We start from the raw sequence: 17,320 nt of genomic DNA on the forward strand, positions 1-17,320 counted from the left end.
CCTATTGTAAGCTTCTGTTTCCACTAAAAACATGCGATATGTCACAAGATCTGCATTTTTAGCATTTAAAATTTAAGCTTTCGTCCTTCTCCATGGCAGCCTGCACCTGAGAAAGTTCATCCTTCGGATGTTGGCTCTTCTCCGTCTCCGGAAGGAGGTTGGAATAAGTCTCCATTTATATAATTAAAGCCATATCAACATTCCGGCAAGTGGAGGAGAAGCGGAAATGGAAATGACAATGAAGGGACAACGCGGGCTGAAGCATAACCGTCCATTTGTAACACTGATGGTGGCGCAGGCCATCTCCAATCTGGGCGACTGGCTGCATTTGTTGGCAATCTTGACGTTGGTGGGAATACGTTGGAATGCTACGCCGTGGGAAATTACGTTTACTACACTTTGTGCGGCATTGCCTGTGCTGATGACAGGGCCGTTTGCAGGTGCGCTGGCGGATCGGATGAATCGGAAATGGTTGATGATCGCAGCGGACGGTGCACGAGTCGTGATTGTTGCCGGGTTCATTTTTGCCGATCAGATCTGGCATGTATACGTATTGCTTATTCTCAAATCGTTATTCGACGTCGTATTCTCACCTGCCAAGAACGGGAAGTTGAAGGAATTTGTGCCGCATGGGCAGCTGGCTCAAGCCGTTTCCATCAGCTCGGTGATCGAACAGATGTCCAAAATTATAGGTCCTGCGCTTGGCGGATTGCTGGTGGCAGCCTTTGGGATTACCTGGTGTTTTATTCTGGATTCAGCCTCGTTTCTCATCTCGGGTATTATTTTGCTGTGGATTCCGGGTAAGCGGGTGATCCAATCTGCAAGACCGTCCGTACAAGAAAGTAAGGGAGAAGAAATAGGGGGCATTTCATCCCGAGAAAAAGGTGCCTTTTTGAAGGATACGCTGGAAGGCGTTCGTATGCTCGCTTCACTTCCACAGGTAGGCTCTTCTCTCATTTTGCTGGCATCCGCCATTCTGTTTCTGCAATTTGCAGATTCCCAGACCGTTGTCCTGTTCAGACAGCTGCCTGGAATTTCGAGTGATCTGCTGGGGTGGTGCGTTGGTGCCAGTGGGGTTGGAACGTTAATTGCAGCCATGAGTGTGAGGAAGTGGAAAAGAGCAGGACATGTGCTGAAAATGGGCATTGGAACCTCGATAACTGGGCTTGTCATTGGTGCAGCAGGTGTCGTTGTCGGCGTATGGCCGCATGCTGGTCTGGGTGCTAACTTGCTGCTGATATCGATGTTTGCCCTGGCAGGAATCGGAATTGGGTTCGCCGTGGTGCCTTTTCAAATTTTGCTGCAGGAACAAACTCCTGAAGCGATGACTGGGCGTGTATTTGGTACTGTTGGCAGCGTCATGACAGCAAGCAATATTATGGGTCCTGTTGTAGGGGGATTTCTGGTCACGTCGTTTGGTGTTATCCCTGCCTTTGTATGTTCAGGCATTTTGATGACACTTCTGGGATTGGTCTATGTATTAAAACGCAGATCGAAAATGATGGATGTAACGGTGGCGAGTGAGGCAGTGGCTGTAAGCGATTAGCATCATTTGGTATGAGATTCCACTCTAGTGTTTTAAAAAGGCAGGGGCTTCGGAACCCTGCTTTTTTTGTGTGTTTAAAGGTTTTTCATTTTCCATCTCTAATTCATTAAAGATGCTCAAAATGATCAAATACAAAGCTAATACCTCCATTACAATAATGGAGAACACACTGGACAAGTCATTAACCGGGGAGTGAAGGTCATGAAGATCGATATGGAAGAGTCAGCATCGAAGCAGTCCATACTGGACGTACATATAGCAGAGGCAGGATATGAAGCAGGCAAGTCGACGATACAAAACATTCAAATCCAGGTGTATCCAGGAGAACTGGTAGGTATTATTGGTCCAAACGGTGCAGGCAAAAGCACGACCATCAAAACGATGCTTGGCTTGCTGGAGCATGCCGAGTTTGAGATTGCAATTGGAGGAGAGGGCAGATATGCCTACATCCCGGAGCAGCCTGTCTTTTATGAATATATGACTCTCTGGGAGCATCTTGATCTTGCAGCAGCGGCCTACGAAATGGAGGAAAGGGAATTTGTTGTGAGAGCGGAGGAACTGCTGGTTCGTTTCGGCATGGATCATGTACGCGATGATCTTCCCGGCAGTTTTTCCAAAGGCATGCGTCAGAAAATGATGCTGATGATCGGCTTCCTGGCTTCACCTGATGTATATATTGTAGATGAGCCTTTTATTGGACTGGATCCGCGTGCAACGAAGGATTTCCTGCAGCTGCTTGATGAGGAACGCCGCCGCGGGGCAGGGGTGCTAATGTCCACGCATGTACTTGATACAGCGGAACGGATCTGTGACCGGTTTGTACTGATTGCAGCAGGCAGATCGGCCGCTGAAGGCACGCTGGATGAGATTCGCGCTGTAGCCGGGCAGCCAGAATTATCCTTATTCGACTGTTTTGATATACTGACATCCTAGTCAGGGAGGTGAAAGAGGGATGGGAAACTCTGAGCGATATACACCACTTCGTTTATATAGACGCAGGAGTCGAGAGCATTTCAATGGACAGTTGAAAAATCTGAGATTGGCAGTGGACTGGACCGTATGGTTGTATCTGCTGGTTCCGGGGCTGCTGTATCTGATCGGTTGGTATTCGAGTCTATGGACCAAACCGCTACCAACATGGGCGACTGAACTATCTGTGCCTGTCCTGACAGGGCTGATCGATATCGTTATGCTTTCAGGCGGTGTACTGATCTTTGTGGAAGAAGCGGACATGCTGTTTCTGAAATCAAGACCGTTATGGATGCGGACCTTAATGAAGCAAGGGCTTTTCCGAGCCTGTGTGCTGCATTTGGGCAAAATGATGGTGATTACGGCCTTGACCGCACCCTTGTGGTCTCGTGTTTATGAAATGTCATTTACACCTATCGCGCTCCTTGCGCTCTGGTTTGGTATAGTGGCTTCCATTCAGGCGATCGCTCTGCACATCATTAAGGTGCGATATACCGGATGGAGACGCTGGATTCGACTCATCCCTGCCGCGATTGCCTTGGGACTTTTTACGATCCGTACAACGTCATGGATGGACGGAGAGATCTGGAGACAGCTTGCTGGAATCTTTGTCGGAATCCTTATCCTTGTCACTTTGATCCAAATGAGGCTGTTGATGAAGGGCACGTTTGAGGGGGATGTACGGGAGGATTTACGAGGTCGATTGAAGCTAACGGCGCTTATGTTAAGTCAATCGGTATCCAAGCCGAAGGTTCCTCGTACAAAAACAGTCATTTTTCGAAAAAGGCGCAGGCTTCTGCGCAATCGTTCCATGTCCAACCGGACAGCCGAAACGGCTTTCAAAGCTTTTTTTCGAGACTCTTCCACGATGAAACTGTATTTGCAGCTGGGTAGTCTCTCCACAGCAGCTGTTATGCTTCCCCCTTTTCCCGTTAATGTCATCGTGTGCTGCTTGCTGATTATTATGCTGACCCTGCTGTTTTATCGCTCATGGGATGTGTTCGCGAATTCAGACTATGTGCAGCTCCTATCCTATGACCCGGCTGCCCTGCACCGTGCAGGGTTGACGATGGTTCGGATGCTTTTTATCCCGCTGGGCCTTATCATGGGTTTCGCTTTGGGAATAACCTGGCTTGGCTGGCTGTTAAGTATCATTGTTGCGGCAGCTGTCGTGGTCTTCGGACTCTTCTGCCTTTCCGTGGGAGGATGGATTCGATTGACCCGTTCAAGCTAAAGTATCTCAGTAGAATTCGCATATCGTCTTCCATAAGTGACCATGCTATAGGAGAGATCAACTGTAGTGAGGAGGAAAAAACGAATGATGGACGATAGTGAACTTCAGGTACATTTTTCTGACCATTCAGCATTGCTTGCGGCGGAGGCCACGCTGAAGGAGCTTGGATATAAGCCGTATCCATCGGGGCCGCTGGAATTGTACATTCCTACCGATCGCCAGGATATACAGTCCGCGGTGGAGATTGTGCAGTCACACGGAGGAAGCGCAGCGTTCCTGGCTGAAACAGACGGGTTTGATCAATTTCAGGATATATCCATTCCGGCTCATATCATTAACGAGGATTGGCAAGAAGGTTATGCAAATGGAACTCAGGACAGCGGGCTTCAACAAGGATTGCATAATCGGGACGATGACCCAACCTTTGACGATTCAGTGGATGGATTCTCGGGCAGTGTAAAAGCATAATCAGACGAATAGAAAAAACCTCGGGTCCCACAGCATGTGGGCACATCGAGGTTTTCTTGTTTTTGGCATGTTTATTTATCTTATACTACTGGCACTTTTATACTCTGCGGCATGCATGCCAGCGGTGTATCCGGTAGAGAATGCAGCGGTAATGTTATACCCTCCAGTGTAGCCGTGGATGTCCAGGACTTCACCGCAAAAGAATAGACCTGGCAACAGCTTGGACTCCATTGTTTTTGGGTATATTTCCTTTAAGTGCACACCTCCGCCAGTGACGAAGGCTTCCTTAAGAGAACGTGTGCCATCCACGCGGAAGGTAAAAGACTTCATTAGTCCGCATAATGTGCTGAGCATGCCTTTAGGAAAGTGGTGGAACGTCAGGTCTTCACTAATCTCGGCACGTTTCATCAGTAATGGAATCATTCGTTCAGGTACCCAAGTTTTCAGAATGTTCTTAACCGCCTTGCGTGACTCTTGCTCCAGGACCTGCTGAACCTGTGTTTCCAGAGCAGCTGGAGTCAGATCAGGGAAGAAATCAATGCTCATCATGACCTGAGTGCTGCCGGATTTCATTTGTACCTTACGAATGAATTGACTGCATCGGAGGGCGATAGGACCCGATACACCAAAATGCGTGAAGATCATATCACCACGATGCGAAATCACAGTCTTGTCTTTGGCATCCAGTACAGATAACCCTACATCCCGCAAAGATAACCCCTGAAGTTCTCTGGATTGGATCCAGCTCTCACCGGAAACAATCGGTACCTCGGTCGGGTAAAGTTCCGTTATGGTATGTCCGGCTGATTCAGCCCAAGGATAACCATCCCCGGTTGAACCGGTTTGAGGTACGGATTTGCCTCCGGTTGCTACAATGACTGCATGGGCTTTGACGATCTTCCCCGATGCAAGTTTGACACCCTGTACATGCTGTCCATCATGAATCAGCTCCTCGACAGGCTCTTTGGTACGAATCTCCACACCCAGGGAAACCACCTTGCCCACCAGAGCATCGACCACCGTTTTGGCCTTGTCTGTAACGGGAAACATTCTTCCATTGTCTTCTTCCTTCAGGGCAATACCCAGGTTTTCGAAGAAACGCATAATCCCTTGATTGTCCAGATTTTGAAATGAACTATATAAGAAACGCCCGTTACCGGGAATATGCCTGATCAATTCATCTGTCTCTTTGGCATTGGTCACATTGCAGCGACCGCCTCCGGAGATTCCGAGCTTGCGGCCCAGTTGATCTCCCTTATCCAGCAGAAGCACAGAGGCTCCATGCTCGGCAGCAGCAACGCATGCCATTAAGCCTGCGGAACCGCCACCAATTACAATGACATCATACATATATTATTACCCTCTTTTTCCATTGATTTTGTCTACTTTATTACTCTTAATTGAACACTGGTAAGAAATTGAATAAACCACATATAGATTCCAGCTATTTTCGTTTTCTATATATAGTACACTTGGACGTTAAAAATCGAATTATGCAGGATTATAGGACAAATGGTACACATCTTTAACCATTTATAATGAAAGCAACTGTTCTAATATGAGGTCTCAAGGGATATATTGTAATATACTGTCGCCTATGTTTTAATCAGAAATACATGAGGGTATGTGCGGGCGAGGAGGGAGATGGCATGATGGTTGCGTTAAAGGACATTCTTTTACAAGTGCTGCTGGCAGGTTCTGCAGTATTCCTGATTCCCTTTTTTTATCTGGGACTTCCTAAAAATGTTCAGGCCAAAGCAGATCGCAGTGGAATGATGCTGAACTGTCTGGCATTGACAAGTGCAGCCAGTATGCTGCTCTGTTTGCTATTTGCCCATTATGCGTATCCCGCCGCTATTCCCATTTCATTGGGGGTTGTACCTCTTACCATCAGCCTATTGTACTGCCGGCCTGTGGTAGGCCTCACGCTCACCCTTCTCCATGTAATCGCTTATTTTCTTATTGGACATCCCTACACCTTGTACGAGTTTCTCCTTCAAACAGGCATTCTTCTCTATCCTATTGTATGGTTGACGGCCAGACGATTCAAGCACTATACGCGTTCACGCAAAATGACGATGGTCAGCTCGTTGATCGCAGCAGAATTGATTGTATCCGCCCTGCTGTGCATTCCTTTGATGGATGGCAATTCAACGTTCTCCCTCGCTCAAGGGATAGGCATCATGCTGGGGTACATCATTGGTGCCGTTCTTGCAGGCAGCTTTAGTATGCTCTGGATTGAGCATATGCATCATCATCAGGGGCTGGAACAACATCTGTCCGAAGTTCATCATCAATACATATCCGAAACGGAAAAGCTTCACCAAATACTGAACGCAGTTCCATTATCCATCGCTACAGTGGACCCGGAGGGAACTGTACAGTTTGTTAATGATACCATGGAGCAAACAGCAAGAAATCAATTGCCCTGCACGACCACTTCCAATTTTATCGGTCTCCCGGCCAGCCAGTTTGTCGAACAGGGTCAGGCCGATAGTTTGCAGAACAGTATACGTAAGGCTGTTGTGCATGGGGAAATCAACGGAATGACTGTACGCTATGGGTCCTATGTATTCCAGTCACGGACCGTGCCGATCTACTCCCTTTCACACGAAAGGTCAAGAGAGGTCACGGGAGCCATGCTCATTATTCAGGACATTACTGAGCTGGAAATGCTGCGAAGCGAGCTGAACAATGTGGATCGTCTAAGTCTAGTGGGGCAGATGGCTGCCAGCATAACCCATGAAGTGAGAAATCCGATGGCGGTTGTACGCGGTTTCCTTCAATTAATGCAAGAGAAGAGTCCCGAATCGCTAGATCACTACTATCAGATTGTACTGGAGGAGCTGGACCGGGCAAACAGCATCATCAATGACTTTCTCTCCCTAGCACAGAACCGAATCTCAGAAAAGGAAGAGTCCCAGCTGCATGACATTATCCATGAATTGAGCCCGTTGTTATGGGCAGATGCCAATCTGCGTGGACAGAGTATCGAACTCATGCTTGACCATAATGTGCCGAAGCTGCACCTGAATACGAAAGAAATCAAGCAGGTCGTGCTCAATCTGGCTCGCAACGGCATGGAAGCCATGACAGAGAAGGGGGTTCTGACGCTCGAAACGCGGATGGTCGATGACAAGGTCGAGCTGTGTGTACACGATACAGGTGCAGGCATAGCACAACCGAAGCAAGAGAAGCTGTTTGAACCTTTTTATACGACGAAAGCCAAAGGGACCGGACTCGGGTTATCCATGTGCCGAAGCATCGTGGAACGACACAACGGAACGATTACGGTGGAGTCACAGGAAGGTGAGGGTACGACCTTCAAGGTTTCGTTTCAACGATAAAAGCTCAGCATATTTTGCCAGGGAACAAGACATAATAATATGAAAGAAGCCTTACCGCAGGCGGAGTCTGAACCTTGCTTTCATTGCTTGGCGATGTATAATAGGGATAGCACATCATTAAAATCCATGTTTTGTATGGCGGAGCATTGATGATTGTGGATTCCGAGGCAATTACATGTTCCCCGAAATAATAGAACAACCATTAATAAGGAGTGAAACGAATGTCGATGTCATTTGATCAATACATGAAAGATATGGTTCAACCGATGCGGGATGAGCTGACTCGCCTGGGTATTCAGGAATTGCGTACCCCTGAGGAAGTAGAAGCTAGTCTGCCAGATGCTAAAGGAACAGCACTTGTCGTGATTAACTCGGTGTGCGGATGTGCCGCAGGTCAGTGTCGTCCAGGTGTATCTCAAGCGCTTCAGCACGATATTACACCGGATCACCTGTATACGGTATTTGCCGGACAGGACAAAGAAGCTACAGCAAAAGCGCGTGAGTTCTTTGCACCGTACCCTCCGTCCTCACCTTCCATTGCTCTGATGAAAGACGGTGAACTCGTTCACTTTATCGAGCGTCACCAAGTGGAAGACCGTTCTGCGGAGGAAATTGCGGCTGATCTCACGAATGCATTTGACCGTTACTGCCGTTAATTAGCTCTAGGAGCGCCCCGCCCTTCGGATGACCGATGCCGGGGCGTTTCATTTTGAGCAAATAAGGTTATTGAACCATTCGGACCTTTCAAGCTGGACATCAAATTTCATTTATGTAGAAACGGGGTGTGTTGAACGATGAGTTTGCAACAACAGATCATCGCTGAGTTGAAGGTTAAGCCAAGCATTAATGAAGAAGAGGAAGTCCGCAAACGCGTTGACTTTCTGAAATCCTATGTGAAAAATTCCGGTACCAAGGGATTGCTTATTGCCATTAGTGGCGGAATTGACAGTGCGGTCGCTGCAGCGTTGTGCAAAAAGGCTACAGACGAACTCACAGCTGAGAACAACCAGGAATACAAAACACTGGGAGTATTCCAGCCATACGGTGAGCAATCCGATATCGATCACAGCTACGCGGTTGCAAAAGCGTTTGACCTGAAGCATGTGGTGGAAACCAATATTGAAGATGCGGTTAATGAGATCGCGCTTGAAGTGGAGCAAGGCTTCAAATCCATGGGCAGCCCACGTCATATGACTCCACAAGGCAAAGGGAATGTAAAGGCAAGAACCCGCATGGTTATGCAATATGCACTTTCTTTTGAAGAAAACCTGCTGGTGGTAGGTACGGATCATGCCTCCGAAGCCATCACCGGTTTCTATACGAAGTGGGGCGACGGGGCAGTTGATATTACCCCACTGAGCAGCCTGAACAAACGTCAGGTTCGTCAGCTTGCTGCATACCTTGGTGTTCCGAGCGAAATTCTGGACAAGGCTCCTTCAGCAGGGCTTTGGGAAGGCCAGACCGATGAACAGGAACTGGGTATTTCCTATGAGGATAACAGCGACTATCTGGAAGGCAAACAGATTGATCCTGCTGCACAGGAGCGTCTTGAGTCATTCTATACACGCACACACCATAAACGCAATGCCATCCCAGGCATCTAAAATGTTGGTGTAAAGTTTACAGGGTGAATGATTTAGCTTGTTAATGAAAAAAAGAGTCACTGCATGAGGCAGTGACTCTTTTTGCTGTAGTTGAAAATGGTTGATATCCATTATGATCCATTCCAGGTTTCAATCTGACGAAGCAGCAGGCCCAGGTCCACATCCTTCCGGATTCTTATTTTAACATTAATGGGAATGTCGGTGAGGTACTCGCTTCTCGCTCTACCTCCTGCTACAATAGAATACGTGTTCGGAGTAACAGCGATGAATAGAAACCATTCAAGATTCTACACAGCATAAAAGATTAAGCGGGTGAATCGTTAATGATATATGGAATTGGAAACGATGTACTGGAGATCGGACGTATGAAGAAGCTGCTGTCTGGTCGTTATGCCGAAGCATTTATAGCTCGAATTTTAACTCCGGCTGAGCGGAGATTGGCAGCTGAACGAGGGAAGAGAATGACTGAATTTATGTCTGGCCGGTTTGCAGCCAAGGAAGCAGTGTCCAAAGCGTTTGGCTGCGGCATCGGCCGAGTGATGAGTTTTACAGATATCGAGGTGCTTCCTGACGAAAAGGGACGCCCGGTCGCCACGTTATCGAGCCAGGCTTGGGAACGGCTTCAATTGCCATATGACCAGCAGTATGATATTCATCTCAGTATTACGCATCAGACAGAGCTTGCGGCAGCTTTTGCCATTGTGGAGAAGACGGACAAATAGCTGGTAAGAATAGAGCAATAGGAATAGCAAGGTAACAGGAGAGGACGGAATATGGGTTTAATGGAACAAAAGCAACACTTTAGTGTGAATTTGCTGGATTGGTACATGATTAACAGACGTGACTTGCCGTGGCGTCGTCACAATAATCCCTATTTTACGTGGGTATCGGAAATCATGCTTCAACAGACTCGCGTGGATACGGTCATCCCGTATTTCAACCGGTTTATTGCCAATTTCCCAACCGTTCAGGCCTTGGCCGAAGCGGCGGAAGAGGATGTGCTGAAGAACTGGGAGGGACTTGGTTACTATTCCCGTGCCCGCAACCTTCAGGCGGCAGCCCAGCAGGTGATGGAGCTGCACGGAGGAGAGATGCCGCAGGATAAACAGGCCGTATTTGCATTAAAAGGGGTGGGCCCGTATACAGCCGGGGCCATTCTCAGTATTGCCTTCAACCAGCCGCAGCCTGCGGTGGACGGCAATGTCATGCGGGTTCTGTCCAGATACTTCCTCATTGATGAGGACATTATGAAGGGCAGCACCCGGGTACTAATGGAAGAGCTTGCAGGAGAGCTCATTCCGGAAGGGCGCGCGCGTGATTTCAATCAGGCGCTGATGGAACTTGGTGCGCTGGTATGTACACCAAAAGCGCCGCACTGCCTGACTTGCCCGGTCATGGAGCAATGTTCCGGCCGCATCGCCGGACGGGAGCTCACGCTGCCGGTCAAGACCAAGGCGAAGCCGCCGCGCCCTGAGCAGCGGCTGGTCGCCCTGGTTGAGGGCCGCGGCGAGCATCGCGGCCAAGTGCTTGTGCGCCAGCGCCCAGCGACGGGCCTGCTGGCCCGCATGTGGGAGCTGCCGCATGTGCTGGCGGCGCCCGCCGCAGCCGGCAAGGCGGCGGGGCCGCTGGCCGATGAGCCAGCCATGGCACTGCTGGCTGGCAGTCTGTGGGCGGAGGGCTTCGCTGCCCGCCCGGAGGGGCTGGCTACCCATGCGGAGCATGTGTTCAGCCACATTGTTTGGAACCTGCAGGTGTACAAGTTCACCGAGCAGGACCAGGGCAGTGAGGAGCTTCCGCTGATCGCTGCGGAAGCAAGAGCCGCCTATGATGCAGATGCCCAGGCGGCCGCCAAGGAGATGGCTGCTTCCATGCTGGATGTTAGTTCATCAACAGCCGATCTGGTTGGAGAGAGCGTTACGGAAGCTGCGGATACACCCTATAACTCTGCCCTGTCGCAGACAGGCAAGGGAGACGGACTCATTTATCGATGGATCGGGCCCAAGGATATGGACAAGCTGGCATTCCCTAATGTCTTCTTGAAGCTGCTGAGCAGTTACTTTGCTGGGGCGTATGATGAGGTAAAGGAATAATTCCAATAAAAAAGAGCCTGATTCAGTCATGACGACCGAATCAGGCTCTTCTTATAGGCAGGCAGTCTTATTTCGCTGCTGCGTAACGTTTGTTCACTTCATCCCAGTTGATTACATTCCAGAAAGCACCGATGTAATCAGGACGTTTGTTTTGATATTTCAGGTAGTAAGCGTGCTCCCATACGTCCAGACCCAATACTGGAGTCAGACCTTCGAAGAGCGGGCTGTCTTGGTTAGGCGTACTAGTGATGGACAATTTGCCATCTTTGCCTACAACGAGCCATGCCCAACCGGAACCGAAACGAGTTGTAGCTGCTTTTGCAAAGTCTTCTTTGAATTTGTCAAAGCCGCCCAGTTCGCTGTCGATTGCAGCTGCGATGTCGCCTGTTGGAGCGCCGCCGCCGTTAGGTCCAATGATTTCCCAGAACAGGCTATGGTTAGCATGTCCACCACCATTGTTGCGAACCGCTGTGCGGATGCTTTCTGGTACGCTGTCGAGGTTAGCGATCAGATCTTCCAAGCTTTTTTCTTGCAGTTCAGGAGCGCTTTCCAGAGCTGCGTTAAGGTTAGTTACGTAAGTATTGTGATGGCGATCGTGGTGGATTTCCATCGTTTGTGCATCGATATGTGGTTCCAGAGCGTCGTTAGCGTAAGGAAGTGCCGGTAATTGAAAAGCCATAGTGAAAATACCTCCTGAGATTTTGAATTTTTTAATCAGCATTTTGCATCATCAATTGATTCGATCCCCGGTACAAGGATATAGACGAAAGGAATCATTTCGATCTCAACCTTGGTGAAGGAGAGTCGATCATTGGATGAATGCAAACTGCTCAGGTACATATGTAATAATACCCTTGCCACTAATATTAAACCGCATCCGGGCTAATTAAGCAACATTTTTGTTTATTAAGTCCCCTGGGAAGTTGATCAATTGCATGACTCGGGTTAACAAACATATTTTACCCAATATGAATATATTTATGTGATATTCGTCGATTTCATAGACGTAAAAGTTAATATTCGGATGTAAACGTTTACAATTAAGCGCTTTCAAAAGAAAATGCGTGTTTTATGGCGGAAAGTATGGTTTAATTGACGAAGAAGCGGTATTTTCTCGTTTTTTGTCATTATTCGAACATTGGGTTTTTGGTAAAAAGGGGATCCCTTTTTTGTAAAACCTCATCAAGCTAACGAAAAGGGAGATTTAAGACATGCACGTTCGTTCCTTTCAGTTGAGTGATGCAAGCCAGATGACGGAGCTTCTCCAGGTTGCACTATCGGAAGAGTGTTATGAGAACACGATGGGCCCGTTTGCCCGTCAATTGTCATGGGATTCTGACCTGATTATGGTTGCGGAAGAAGAGGGAGACCTCGTCGGCGCCTTGATCGGTACGATTGATCACAACCAGGGATGCATCTACCGTATTGCGGTCCATCCAGACTATCGTCGCCGTGGAGTCGGCAAAACACTTGTCGAGGCCATGGAGCAACGTTTTCAGCAACGAAAAGTCAGCCAAATATGGGTCGCGGGTGATGAGCACAACAAAGCAGCCATGCCTCTATACGAAGCTATGGGTTACGGTGCCAACAAGATATTAAGTGCTTTTCAGAAACTTAGTATTTTGTCCAAAGCTTAGGTTTGAATGATTAAAGAAAAGAAATAAACAGATTTTCATTTTATATTAGGCATATCCTTTAACGTAACCACGTGGGGATATGCCTTTCTATTTGTATGATAACACGCTTCGGATTATGCCTCGCGCTGCTGGTGTTCATAACCAATTGTTTCACTCCGGCAAATAAGATAGACTTAGAGGGAATATGAACGCCTTCATTTGGAACAAAATTGATAAACGAGGTGTCCCTTTGAACTCCAATATACCTTCTACAGAGCGTATGAATTCCGAAGATCGAAGCAACCAGACAGGGTCTGGACAGCCGGTTAAATCCTGGGCTGCAGAACTCTGGGACTGGGTGAAGACAATCGTTGTTGCTTTTGTGATCATGATGCTGCTGAATTTGTTTGTATTTAACCTGTCGATGGTTAAAGGTCAGTCGATGCAGCCGACACTGGTCGAGCGTGATCGTTTGTTCGTCAACAAGATTGTCTATGATATTGGGAAGCCATCCCGGTTTGACGTTATTGTACTGCGGGACCCGAGTGAAGGTGTGGAGAAAAAGGAGTTTCTGGTTAAACGTATTGTTGGACTACCGGGCGATACGGTTGAAGTACGTGACCACCATTTGTTTGTGAATGGAGAACAGCAGGCAGAGGCGTATACGGATACCGAGGTGCAGGATCCTGATTTTGGCCCGATCACGCTTGAGGATGATCATTATTTTGTGATGGGTGATAACCGTCATGAAGGGAAGAGCAAGGACAGTCGCGTGTTTGGCAGTATTACATCCAGCGAAATTGTCGGCAAAGCCGAGTTTATTTTCTGGCCGTTTTCCGAGATTAAGAAGCTGTAAAATGTTGGTCCGGAAACTTTAGACTGCATTTTGCGTCAAATAGATAGACCCTTATCACATTTAAATGCGGTACACACGGAAGTGTATCGATATAGACGCCTGTCCTCCCAACTGAGGCGGGCGTTCACTGTTTAGTGAATATGAGTGGAGAAGAAGAGAGGGAAGAGAACATGACGAGCGTACAGACCGGGGCGGCTCATGCTGGTTCCGTGTGGGAACAGTTAAAACAGGAGATCAAGGCAGCTGCCCCCGGGCTGGGCATTGATGATGTCGGTTTTGCTTCGGCAGAGCCCTTTGTTTCGTTAAAATCACTGCTGGAGCAGCACCGGGACAACGGTTATGCATCCGGTTTCGAAGAACCGGACATCGAGAAAAGGGTGCGCCCTGCCTTGAAGGAGGGCGAGCCTGCTTCGCTTATTGCCATCGCTGTGGCATATCCATCGAAGATGGTTAATCCGCCTAAGTCGGAACCTGGTGCATATCGCGGCATTTTGGCCCGTTCGGCCTGGGGCAGGGATTATCACCATGTGCTGCGCGAAGCAATGGACAAGCTGGTTCAGTTTATACGGGAACGGGTGCCAGAGGCCATGATTGAGAGCATGGTGGACACAGGGGCACTTGTTGACCGGGCAGTATCCCAGCGAGCGGGCATTGGTTTCAGCGCCAAAAACTGTTCCATCATTTCACCCAAGTTTGGATCGTGGATCTATCTTGGTGAACTGGTGACCAACATTCCCTTCCAGCCGGATACACCGGTAACGGAAGATTGCGGGGAATGTACCAAATGTATCGATGCCTGTCCGACAGGAGCACTGGTGGGTCCGGGACAATTGAATGCACAGCGGTGTATTTCTTTTGTAACGCAGACCAAAGGGTTTGTGGACGAAGAATTCATGTTGAAAATAGGCAACCGTCTGTACGGTTGTGATACATGTCAGATCGTCTGTCCGAAGAATCGGGGCAAAAACTGGGACCACCATCCCGATCTGCAGCCCGATCCGGAGATTGTGAAGCCGCTGCTGCTACCGCTGCTGGATATCGGCAACCGCGAGTTCAAGGAACGCTTCGGGCAGAGCTCTGCCGCCTGGCGGGGCAAGAAGCCGATTCAGCGCAACGCAGTCATAGCACTCGGCAATTTCAAAGACAAAAGCGCTGTACCGAAGCTGACGGAGGTACTGAAGCGTGATCCGCGTCCGGAGCTGCGGGGAACCGCAGCCTGGGCGTTAAGCAGAATTGGAGGAGAAGACGCAATGAGAGCAATTGGGGAAGCTGCCGCTAACGAACAAGATGGAAACGTGCTAAGCATGCTGCAGAAGGCCAAGGAGCGACTCAGTTCGTCCGGGACCTTACCCGAGAAGCCGCAGGTTGGGCTAATGAGTGACAAGCAGCAAGAAGAACAGAAGAATGAATCAACCGATACAAATTCGAATACATCCGGCCAACCGGTGAAACAGGAAGCGGCTGCGTGGAAACCTTCGGCCGTAACAGGGCTTCATGGTACGCCGGTATTTTATGATGAAGTGCTGACACCTATTGGTACACTTACGCTGTGTGCTACGGAAAAGGGACTCTGTCACATTGATTTTGGAGCATTTCATGTACGTGAGGCTCACCTGCAGCAATGGGCCCGAACCTGGATTGGTGAGTACCGATACGAGAAAAACGAAGACAAGCTGAGTGAAGCTGCGAAGCAGCTGCAGCAGTACTTTGCCGGGGAGCGAAAATCCTTCGAATTGGAAATGGATCTGCTGGGAACACCGTTCCAGCTTCAAGTATGGCAAGTCCTGTCCGATATATCTTATGGAGAGGCCTCAACACACCAGCAGGTTGCAGAAACGATCGGAAGACCCAAAGCTGTTCGTGCAGTTCTGGATGCCATTAGCAAAAATCCGATTCCGATCATTATTCCCTGTCACCGCATCAGCGGCAAAGACGGAACCCTGGTAGGTTATGTAGGCGGTCTGCAAACCAAGGAGCAATTGCTCACATTGGAGCAGCAATCGTAAGAGCGGGGGACGTTCATGAAGTATGTAAACGTGGAAAGTGTGGAGGCGGGCGAGTGTCTGGGCAAAACCGTATATTCAGGCAACGGAACAGTGCTGTTGTCTGCAGGAGTCCAGCTCACCGTATTTATGATTAATACGCTGAAGCGTATTGGCGTAACCATGCTGTACATCCAGGATGAAGCGTATAAAGATGTGGAGACAGAAGACATTCTGGATGAAGCCACGAAGCGGGCTATTATTAATGAAATGAGCGTGACGCTGGAGGCGGTGCGCTCCGGGAAAGACTGGAGCCCGAAAAAGGTTGCCCTTAGCATAGACAAGCTGCTGAACGACGTATTAAACGGGCGGGAACTGCTTGTCCAGTTAACGGATATCCGAACCAAGGACAACGCCCAGTACGTACATGCCATGAATGTATGTTTGCTTTCATCTGTAATGGGACTCAATTTGGGTTTGAACTACAATCAGTTGAAGGATCTGGCGGTGGGTGCGCTGCTTCACGATATCGGCAAAGTTGGAGAGCCTCCCGGCAGCGCTTCTGCAGCAAATGCTTCCCTTCACCATACCTGGCGGGGATTTGAAGTCATCAAGTCCAAGCGGGAGTTCAGTCTGCTTGTGGCCCATACGGCCCTTCAGCACCATGAGCATGTGGATGGTACCGGGCTGCCGAGAGGCATTATGGGCAAGGATATTCATCTGTTTGCCAAAATAGTCGCTGCGGCCAATATCTATGATAATCTGATCAACGGCTCGTCTGGTCAAAGCCTGCTGCCGCATGAAGCCTGTGAAGAGATGATGGCCATGTCGGGTACGAAACTGGATCGGGACATTTTGATTGAATTTAACCGCAGCGTATCCGTATATCCGAATGGAACAGCCGTCAGGCTGTCCACCAGAGAAACTGGAGTCATTGTCCGGCAGCATCGGGGGCTGCCAGGCAGACCGGTCATTCGGGTTGCACGCGGAAGCACGCGTTATGATCTGGATGTGATCGAAGTGGATCTGGCCAGGGAAACGACCGTTTTCATTGAGACGGTTATGACCTAGGTTTACATGGATCTTCATGAGAGGTTAACCCTCAGGTTGAAGCGAAGTTTGGGTTCACCGTTTTTTAACTATTAGCTGGAAAATCCGTTTGCTCCAATCGTGCGGAAATGCTATGATAACTTTCAGGAAATCCGGTCCGTGACACGTGTACAAGCAGGCAAGTGGACATCAGGTGCTGACACGGATTATCAGGCTTTTTAGATTGCATACAGAGGTGTCTAAGAGATGGAAATAGTAATACCGATTATCACATTGATTGTAGGTCTGGTCGGGGGATTTTTCATCGGGGTGTACTACTTGCGTAAACAACTCGAGAAAATGCAAAGCGATCCCGACATGCTTCAAAAAATGGCGAAGCAAATGGGTTATAACCTGAATGGCAAGCAAATGCAGCGCGCCCAGCAGATGATGAAGAACCAGCAGCCTGGCACGAAGATGCCTCAGCCGGGGCAGCATCCTGCGCGTAAAAACTCGGGCCGCCGAAAATAATAGTTGTAAGCAAGCAAATTGCATAATCGATTATGCATAATGCGGAAG

The 17,320-nt window shown here is 48.8% G+C and carries 16 protein-coding genes; 14 read left to right on the plus strand and 2 right to left on the minus strand.

Annotated features, from left to right (window positions below):
• Positions 1-226: 226 nt before the first annotated feature.
• The 4 genes from CHH60_RS27470 (at position 227) to CHH60_RS27485 (ending at position 4,217) form a co-directional block, all read left to right on the plus strand.
• A complete protein-coding gene (locus tag CHH60_RS27470) occupies positions 227-1,546 on the plus strand; it encodes an MFS transporter (protein WP_095362098.1) in 1,320 nt (439 codons plus the stop codon).
• A gap of 201 nt (positions 1,547-1,747) precedes the next feature.
• Positions 1,748-2,479, plus strand: a complete 732-nt coding sequence (locus CHH60_RS27475; protein ID WP_095362099.1) for an ABC transporter ATP-binding protein — start codon at positions 1,748-1,750, stop codon at positions 2,477-2,479.
• 19 nt (positions 2,480-2,498) lie between these two features.
• Entirely contained in the window at positions 2,499-3,749 is a 1,251-nt protein-coding gene (locus CHH60_RS27480) for an ABC transporter permease (RefSeq protein ID WP_095362100.1), read from the plus strand.
• 84 nt (positions 3,750-3,833) lie between these two features.
• Positions 3,834-4,217, plus strand: coding sequence for a hypothetical protein (locus CHH60_RS27485; RefSeq protein WP_095362101.1), 384 nt, complete (start codon positions 3,834-3,836; stop codon positions 4,215-4,217).
• Between the two features lie 75 nt (positions 4,218-4,292).
• Here CHH60_RS27485 and CHH60_RS27490 read toward each other — a convergent pair whose 3' ends face one another.
• Positions 4,293-5,567 carry an NAD(P)/FAD-dependent oxidoreductase gene (locus tag CHH60_RS27490; protein ID WP_095362102.1) on the minus strand — a complete coding sequence of 425 codons (1,275 nt, stop codon included), beginning with the start codon at positions 5,565-5,567 and terminating at the stop codon, positions 4,293-4,295.
• A gap of 299 nt (positions 5,568-5,866) precedes the next feature.
• Here CHH60_RS27490 and CHH60_RS27495 point away from each other — a divergent pair, with 299 nt between their 5' ends.
• The 5 genes from CHH60_RS27495 (at position 5,867) to mutY (ending at position 11,258) form a co-directional block, all read left to right on the plus strand.
• A complete protein-coding gene (locus CHH60_RS27495) occupies positions 5,867-7,564 on the plus strand; it encodes a two-component system sensor histidine kinase NtrB (RefSeq protein WP_176476233.1) in 1,698 nt (565 codons plus the stop codon).
• A gap of 221 nt (positions 7,565-7,785) precedes the next feature.
• Entirely contained in the window at positions 7,786-8,220 is a 435-nt protein-coding gene (locus CHH60_RS27500; RefSeq protein ID WP_095362104.1) for a BrxA/BrxB family bacilliredoxin, read from the plus strand.
• Positions 8,221-8,358: 138 nt separating this feature from the next.
• Positions 8,359-9,168 (plus strand): ammonia-dependent NAD(+) synthetase, encoded by an 810-nt coding sequence (nadE, locus tag CHH60_RS27505; RefSeq protein ID WP_095362105.1) that lies wholly within the window; start codon positions 8,359-8,361, stop codon positions 9,166-9,168.
• Positions 9,169-9,491: 323 nt separating this feature from the next.
• Positions 9,492-9,890, plus strand: a complete 399-nt coding sequence (gene acpS / locus CHH60_RS27510; RefSeq protein WP_095362106.1) for a holo-ACP synthase — start codon at positions 9,492-9,494, stop codon at positions 9,888-9,890.
• Between the two features lie 51 nt (positions 9,891-9,941).
• Positions 9,942-11,258 (plus strand): A/G-specific adenine glycosylase, encoded by a 1,317-nt coding sequence (mutY, locus tag CHH60_RS27515; protein WP_095362107.1) that lies wholly within the window; start codon positions 9,942-9,944, stop codon positions 11,256-11,258.
• 67 nt (positions 11,259-11,325) lie between these two features.
• Here the strand turns inward: mutY and CHH60_RS27520 are convergent, their stop codons facing one another.
• Positions 11,326-11,937, minus strand: a complete 612-nt coding sequence (locus tag CHH60_RS27520; protein ID WP_056697187.1) for a superoxide dismutase — start codon at positions 11,935-11,937, stop codon at positions 11,326-11,328.
• Between the two features lie 532 nt (positions 11,938-12,469).
• Between CHH60_RS27520 and CHH60_RS27525 the strand changes: the two genes are divergently transcribed.
• From CHH60_RS27525 to CHH60_RS27545, 5 genes are all read left to right on the plus strand, one after another.
• Positions 12,470-12,895 carry a GNAT family N-acetyltransferase gene (locus tag CHH60_RS27525; RefSeq protein WP_095293213.1) on the plus strand — a complete coding sequence of 142 codons (426 nt, stop codon included), beginning with the start codon at positions 12,470-12,472 and terminating at the stop codon, positions 12,893-12,895.
• A 229-nt stretch (positions 12,896-13,124) separates the two neighbouring features.
• Entirely contained in the window at positions 13,125-13,730 is a 606-nt protein-coding gene (gene lepB / locus CHH60_RS27530) for a signal peptidase I (RefSeq protein ID WP_441339418.1), read from the plus strand.
• Between the two features lie 170 nt (positions 13,731-13,900).
• The gene (gene queG, locus CHH60_RS27535) at positions 13,901-15,736 is read left to right on the plus strand and encodes a tRNA epoxyqueuosine(34) reductase QueG (RefSeq protein WP_095362108.1); all 1,836 of its coding nucleotides are present in this window, start codon (positions 13,901-13,903) and stop codon (positions 15,734-15,736) included.
• 15 nt (positions 15,737-15,751) lie between these two features.
• Positions 15,752-16,783: an HD-GYP domain-containing protein gene (locus CHH60_RS27540; protein ID WP_095362109.1), complete on the plus strand. Its 1,032-nt coding sequence runs from the start codon at positions 15,752-15,754 to the stop codon at positions 16,781-16,783.
• Between the two features lie 225 nt (positions 16,784-17,008).
• A complete protein-coding gene (locus CHH60_RS27545; protein ID WP_095362110.1) occupies positions 17,009-17,272 on the plus strand; it encodes a YneF family protein in 264 nt (87 codons plus the stop codon).
• The last annotated feature ends 48 nt before the right edge of the window (positions 17,273-17,320 follow it).

The organism is Paenibacillus sp. 7523-1 (genome assembly GCF_002276415.1).
Lineage (GTDB): Bacteria > Bacillota > Bacilli > Paenibacillales > Paenibacillaceae > Paenibacillus > Paenibacillus illinoisensis_A.